Raw genomic sequence first — 6,723 nt, 5'->3', positions numbered from 1 at the left:
GGAGCTGCGGTGACGTGACTGCCTGATCTGCGCGGCGAAATGTCGATCCGGAGCGTTCCCCACTCGCGACGCCCGGCGGGCCTCCATAGTTGGGTCCGACGACGCATCCGGTCAGGAGGGCGGGCAGGATGGCCCAGCTGAGTCGCTTCATCAGTGCATCGCCATCTGCGTGTTGGAGGAGATCGGGCGGAGGAACAGTGCCAGCGGCGTCGTGACCGCGATCGCGACGCCAAGCGCGAAGAACAGGTCATTATAGGCCATGACGGTGGACTGCTCCAGGAGTTGACCCGCAAGCTGCCGATACGCGCCGGCTTCGCCGGACGGCATGGCCATAGCCTTCGCAAACCACTCCTGCGTGGTCGCCGCATTGGCCGACACCGTTTCGCCCAGCCGATTGAAGTGGAGAAAGGTCTGTCGGTCCTGGAGGGTCGCCATCATGGCAAGACCGATCGATCCGCCTAGATTGCGCCCCGCATTGAACAGCGCGGACGCATCACCAGCATCCTCGGGCGCCACAGCGCTGATCGCGGCCTGGTTGAGGAACATCATGGCGAAGATCTGCCCGAAGCCACGGACGAGCTGTGAATCCGTCAGGTCGCCCCCGGCCGACTGCGCGGTGAGGTGCCAATCCATGGCGCAACTAACGCCGATCAGCGTCATGCCGACGAAGACTGCCAGGCGAACATCGAGATATTTGAACGCTAGCGGCAGGAACGGCATCAGCATCAGGGCGGGGATACCGGAGACGAAGACCACCTTGCCCGATTGCAGCGCGCTGTAATCCGCCATCGAAGAGAGGAACTGGGGGATGAGGAAGGTCACCCCGTAGAGTACGACGCCGATGATAAGGCTGAGGACGAATACGCTGCCAAAGGAGCGGCTGAAGATCAGCGACAACTTGAGCACTGGATGCGCGGAGCGGACCTGTCCGATCGTGATGAGCACGAAGCCGAAGACCGTGGCGATCGCGAGTTTCACGATCATGGCGGACTCAAACCACATCTCGCGCTGCCCCTCCTCGAGCATGACGGTGAGCGCACCCAGGCCGATCGCGAGTCCCGCGATCCCGAACCAGTCGGCATGGCGTAGCTGGTCGAGCCGCAGATGCTCGTGCTTGAGCCCGAACAGCAGGAGCAGGACAAGCCCTGCACAGACCGGCACGTTTAGGAAGAAGGCGTAATGCCAGCTGTAATTGTCGGTGAGCCAGCCGCCGATGATCGGCCCGAGCACCGGACCAAGGATTGCGGTGCCGCCGAACGCGGCGGTACCGATCGGCTGCTGCGACGGCGGCAGCCGTGTCGCGATGATGGTCATGGCGGTCGGGATCAGTGCACCGCCGGTGAAGCCTTGGCCCACGCGGCCAGCGATCATCATCGGCAGCGTCGTCGAGATCCCGCACACGATGGAAAAGCCGGTGAAGCTGACCGCTGCACCCAGAAGGAAGTTGCGCAGGCCGAACAGGCGCACGAGAAAGGGGCTGAGCGGGATCATAACGATCTCCGCCACGAGATAGGAGGTCGCGACCCAAGTGCCCTCGGTGCCGCTCGCGCCGATCTCGCCCTGAATGGTGGGCAAGGCCGCATTCACGATCGAGATGTCGAGCAGCGCCATGAAGGACCCAATCGTGCCCGCCGCGACGGCGAGCCAGTCGCGCAGGCCGGCGCGTTCGGTCGCCATCAGCGCGTGCCCTGCGTCTCGCCGCGCTTCAGCCGCTCGGTTTCCTGCTTGATCCGGTCACGACTTCCCTTTGCGCTGATCGTGTCGACCGTGACCTCGACCGACAAACCGGGACGCAGCACCCAGCGCGACTCCGGCCCCGCTTCAATGCTGATCCGCACGGGCACTCGCTGAACGATCTTGGTGAAGTTCCCGGTCGCGTTCTCGGGCGGGATGAGCGAGAACTGCGCGCCTGTGCCTGGCGAGAAGCTCGCAACCCGGCCGCGCAGTTCGGCGCTGTCCAGTGCATCCACGTTGATGGTCACGGGTTGCCCGACGCGCATCAGCGCGACCTGGGTTTCCTTGAAATTGGCCTCGATGTAGAGTTGATCGACTGGCACCACCGACATCAGCCGGGTCGCCGGCTGGACATATTGCCCGGCCCGGACCGCCTTGTCGGCGACAACGCCGTCGATGCTGCTGCGGATCTCGACCGCACCGAGGTCCGTCGAGGCGCGCGCAAGCTGCGCCTGAGCGGTGCCGCGTTGTGCTTCCGCCTGAACGATGCGAGCCGCTTGGGTCGCAACACTGCGACGGGCGGCAAGGTAGGCCGCGCGCTGTGCGCGCAGCTCCGCGGCGGCTCGATCGCGCTGCAGGACGAGGTTGGCGAGGCGCTCGCGCGATTCGGCGCCGGAGCGGGCGAGCGGCTCGTAGCGCTGGACCTCCCGCTCGGCAGCGACCGCTGCCGCCTCGGCGCTCGCGACCTGGGCTGCGGCCTGTCCGACTCCGGCCTGCTGCTCGTCGAACGTCCGCTGCGCGGCGCGGATGTTGGCTGCGGCCGCCGCGATCTGGGCCTGTGCCTGTTCGACATTGGCGCGGTAGTCGCGGGGATCAAGCACGGCCAGCAGTTGGCCGCGCCGGACGGGCTGGTTGTCGGCGACTAGGACGCGCTCGACATAGCCGCCGACTTTTGGCGAGACGGTCACGAAGTCCGCGCGCACATAGGCGTTGTTGGTCGACTGCAGGTACTGGCCGCTCGCGCGGTAGTTCATGTACCAGGCGATTGCAGCTATGATGCCGGCGACAAGCGCGGCGACAAAGACGTAGCGGACGATAGGATAGCGCTCGAGAGGGCTGAGCTTGTCGTCCTCGTCTGCGTTGTTGTCCTTCTGGTCGTCGTTCCCTGCCTCGGATCGAGGCTGGTCGGACCCCCGTTCATCTCGATCCTGCTTGTCGGATCCCTGCTTGTCGGACCTTTGCTCGCCGGATTCGGCCTGCGTGTCAGCCACTCTGCAACCTTGTAATATGTAAACCGTATCGTGTCCTAGCGGCGGGACAGGAGCGTTTCCACCACGTTTTCACGAACGGGTGGCCTCGGCGAGGACAGGGGGGACGATTTTAAGCCCGTGGCATTTTACGAGCCTTCACGGCGACACATGACGGTAAAGTCACGAACCTCGTAGCTGTGAATAAGCGGGTTCCATAGAAGCGTCGGATCAGCCGCGAGAGCCAGACCTGGAAGTCGGACGAGTTCTCCCAGGAAGATCGCAGCCTCCAGCAAAGCGACACTCGCCCCCGGGCAGCGATGCGAACCATCGCCAAAGGCCAGGCCGGGTCCGGGCACGCGCTCGGCTCGCTCCCGTGCGGGGTCTATCCGGAACGGGCACGCCCCCATGGCTTGCGCGTCAGTGTTCGCAGCGCGGACATCGATCGCGTATACCTGATCACCATCGGGCGTCTTGCGTCGCAGGGTCCCGACCACCGGCTCAAGGCGCAGGATTTCTTCCAGGATCTCGATCCGTACGCTCTCATCGGCCTCCACGAAACGGCAGCGCAGGTCTTCATCGCGCAGAATATGCCATGCCGCCATGGAGATGAATTCGCGTGTGGTGACCATCCCTGCCGCCGCGTAGGTCACACACTCGGTCAGCAAGGCGCGGGGACCGTACCCTTCCTTCATGAGATGGGAAATCACATCGTCCCGCGGTGCCGCGCGACGCGCCCGCTGCGCAGGAAGCACATCGCGGACAAAGAAGTGCCACATGCGGCCTTGAGCGCGCACGAACCGAGCAAGGTCGATGACCGTACCTCCCGACGTCGCCGCATCCTGCGAAAAAAGGTGTTCGAGACGCCATGCCATCGCAGCCGGATCGCTTTCCGTCAGGCCAACAATTTCCGCTGCCACGAATACAGCCAATCGTAGGGTAAGTTGATCAAGACGTCCCTCGCCGGTAGCCTGGAGGTCGGTGAGGAGGCGCCCGCTCTCCTTCAGGATAAGGGCCCGATATTTCGTGTCGACTGTTCGGGGAGCGAAGAACCGTGCGGTCGCTGCGCGCTGCGCGCGATGACGGTTTCCGTGTTGGAAAAGGATGGGAGCGAAGCGAGGATTGCCGAACCGCTCGATGAGATCAGCCCGAAAACCGGCCTGGCGAAGGCTGTCGTTGCGAAGCACGGCTCTCGCGTCTGCGAACTGGTTCACAGGTCGGTCGAAGACGCCGTTGATGACAGGATCACTCTTGCGATCGTCTCGCGTGATGGTGGCCATGAGGATGCACTCCTACCATGATATGACCGATCGCTCGCCAACGCCGATGAACGAAAGTCATACGATCCAGGTACAATCTATGAGACAGTGTGTATCATAAATGCCGAGAGATGCAAACCGTTCCCTAGACGCGCGCTTCCAGCGCTCCAGCAGCGCTCTTCGCGAGGCGCTGCTGCGTGTCCTCGATCGGGCAGAACTGGCGCACGTCACCGTCCAGATGATCGTCAAGGAGGCTGGCATCGGGTATGCCACCTTCTTTCGTCATCACCCCTCGCTTGAAAGCCTCCTGCTCGCGGTCGCCGACGCAATGATCGGCGACGTTGCGGCGCGCATCTTCCCAGATTTGGTAAAAGGAAATCAGGAGGGTGCTCTCGCGGAGTTCGTACTCTACGTAGAGCAGAATCGGAGAGCCATCCGAGCGCTGCTGGTCGGCGGGGGCGATCGCATCCGGCGTGAGATTGTCGTCCGGGCGACTGCCCAGGCAGGCGTTCTGCCGTTTCAGATCGACCCGACCCTGCCGCCGGAGTTAGCGATCCGTCATCTGGTGGCCGCTGGCATGGAAGTGATCGTCTGGCACCTTGACAGAGAGCCTGGGAGATCGGGGCCTTCAAAGGTTCTGGATGACCTCTCGCAATTGCTGAGGCGGCTGGCTCTTGCCCCTGTCATCGTCCCTCTGCATTGACGAGCCGTTTGACATGCTCCCGTCTTTTCCATCCGAGGTGCGTGTCGGTTTGCCAAGCAACTCGCCCGGGTTGCGCGGCAAAGCGGCGCCTGCCGCTTGATGATGATGCCCCGCGGCGGAGCGCTGACGGCCGTCAGCTTGATGAGCGCCATCGACGATCCTCGCCGCTTCCGACGCTCGCAGGATATCTGGGCCCGTCTCGGCTTATCCCTCGCTGCTACCAGTTGGGGGGGGGGTCGACATCAACGCCCGCATTTCCAAGTGTGGAGATGGTCTCGCCCGCAAGCTGCTGTTCGAAGCGGCCCATGTCATGCTATCGCGGACCTCTCGCCCGTCGGCGCTGAAGGACTGGGCTGCCGCCGCCGGCGGGAGATCGGGTTTCTGAAAGGCGCGCGTTGCGCTGGCCCGACAGTTGGGGGTGACCCTGAGTCGGATGTGGCTTGAAGGGTGAGCCAGCGACCCGAGGGGAACTGCCACGACCTATTACCCGCTTCTCGAAATACCGCTCTCTCAGCGTGCAGCCACGACCGCCTCGTGACCCACTTCGTGACCGACTGAAACACGGAAGTCGCATCGAGAGGTCGGCGATCCGGCGCCAATGCTGAGGCTGGATCCGTCTCAACCTCGAAGACGACAGCGATGCGCGAAAGCAGCTCAACTACGAGCACCTTGGCAACGGCTTAACCCGACGGATGCACGCCGGAAGCTCGCATCGTGCCCGAGTGAAAAACCGGGGGACGGTCATCGGGGATATCGACGACGATAATGGCTCGGGGCCACGCCCGACCACTTCTTGTACGCCTGCGAGAAACTCGACGCATCACTGAAGCCTACGCGCTCCGCGATATCGGCGATGTTAAGCACAGTGTCATTCAGCAACTCCTTAGCAAGACGGTAACGAAAGTCGGCTGAGATTTGGCTGAAGCTCGTGCCTTCATCATGAAGGCGTCGTTTTATCGTGCGCTCACTGGTCCCTGCGAACAATGCAAAATCAGACAGGCTTGCTATGGCTTTGGGCGGCAGAGCGCTCAAAAAGTCGTGCGCACATGCCGATGTCCTGAATTCATTGCAGCGACGCTGCAGAAGGCTCGAGCACATCTGCTCGCACAAGGCAGAGGTCACGGGATCGGCATTTGGAAGTGAGCGTTCGAACGGAACAAGATCGAACACGAGGCTGTTGACGGCGCTGTTGACCTCCGCATCCATCCCGAACAGCATCGTGTCAGGTACTCGTTCCGGTGCGCGAAGAGTGAAGCTCCGGAGCGCGAAGTCGCCGCCAACCAATGCTGATCCGAGCGTGGCAGCAGCGGCCATGTCCCGCAAAGTCAGGAACGACCGTTCGGGCTCACCGATGGACGGCCCCGGATCATCGAAACGCAGCACGCCAAGTTGGTTTTCCTGATGAAAGGTGATGGGACAATAAGCGTAGGTGAGAGGTAGAAAACGTAGCGCCAATGCAATGGCCTCGAGCCCGGTGGCGCTGCTGATCAGTCCGTATCCCCACAGGCTGAAGGTGGAAAAGCGGTAGCGTCGCCCGACTTCAATCCCCAGTCTGACCGGATCGCCGCGTTCGAGTACGAGGTTGCTCACCACCCGCAACTCCTGCTTGGCAGTGATCTCGAGAGCCGGGTCAACCAGATCAGGCGCGCTCAGCCCCGTTCCCCTCAGCAGGGTCGCTGCTGGCACGCCCTGCTCCTCCCCGAAGGTCATTAGCAGCCTTACACTGGCAGTGCTTCGAGCGAAGTTCCAGAACGTCATCGTTGGTCCTCCTGCGCATCCCTCCGGGAGGAAGACGCCTGACGCGTAAAGAGCTTAGTTAGCCCAAAAGATAATGAAACCG

At 62.8% G+C, this 6,723-nt stretch carries 6 protein-coding genes; 2 read left to right on the top strand and 4 right to left on the bottom strand.

Features of this window, described 5'->3' with window-relative positions:
* Positions 1-150: 150 nt before the first annotated feature.
* From ACFDTH_RS09540 to ACFDTH_RS09530, 3 genes are all read right to left on the bottom strand, one after another.
* Positions 151-1,677: a DHA2 family efflux MFS transporter permease subunit gene (locus ACFDTH_RS09540; RefSeq protein WP_375287289.1), complete on the bottom strand. Its 1,527-nt coding sequence runs from the start codon at positions 1,675-1,677 to the stop codon at positions 151-153.
* On the bottom strand, positions 1,677-2,945 hold the full coding sequence (locus tag ACFDTH_RS09535; protein ID WP_375287288.1) for an HlyD family secretion protein: 1,269 nt from the start codon (positions 2,943-2,945) through the stop codon (positions 1,677-1,679). The genes ACFDTH_RS09540 and ACFDTH_RS09535 overlap by 1 nt, the downstream gene beginning before the upstream one ends.
* A gap of 125 nt (positions 2,946-3,070) precedes the next feature.
* Entirely contained in the window at positions 3,071-4,201 is a 1,131-nt protein-coding gene (locus tag ACFDTH_RS09530) for a cytochrome P450 (protein ID WP_217998848.1), read from the bottom strand.
* A 100-nt stretch (positions 4,202-4,301) separates the two neighbouring features.
* Here ACFDTH_RS09530 and ACFDTH_RS09525 point away from each other — a divergent pair, with 100 nt between their 5' ends.
* On the top strand, positions 4,302-4,883 hold the full coding sequence (locus tag ACFDTH_RS09525) for a TetR/AcrR family transcriptional regulator (RefSeq protein WP_066516404.1): 582 nt from the start codon (positions 4,302-4,304) through the stop codon (positions 4,881-4,883).
* A gap of 99 nt (positions 4,884-4,982) precedes the next feature.
* Entirely contained in the window at positions 4,983-5,327 is a 345-nt protein-coding gene (locus tag ACFDTH_RS09520) for a transposase (RefSeq protein ID WP_083949047.1), read from the top strand.
* Between the two features lie 297 nt (positions 5,328-5,624).
* Here the strand turns inward: ACFDTH_RS09520 and ACFDTH_RS09515 are convergent, their stop codons facing one another.
* The gene (locus tag ACFDTH_RS09515) at positions 5,625-6,641 is read right to left on the bottom strand and encodes an AraC family transcriptional regulator (RefSeq protein ID WP_066516407.1); all 1,017 of its coding nucleotides are present in this window, start codon (positions 6,639-6,641) and stop codon (positions 5,625-5,627) included.
* Between the last annotated feature and the right edge of the window lie 82 nt (positions 6,642-6,723).

Origin of the sequence: Sphingomonas sp. (assembly GCF_042096255.1) — a bacterium.
Lineage (GTDB): Bacteria > Pseudomonadota > Alphaproteobacteria > Sphingomonadales > Sphingomonadaceae > Sphingomonas.
This window is presented reverse-complemented; position numbering and strand designations above follow the sequence as displayed.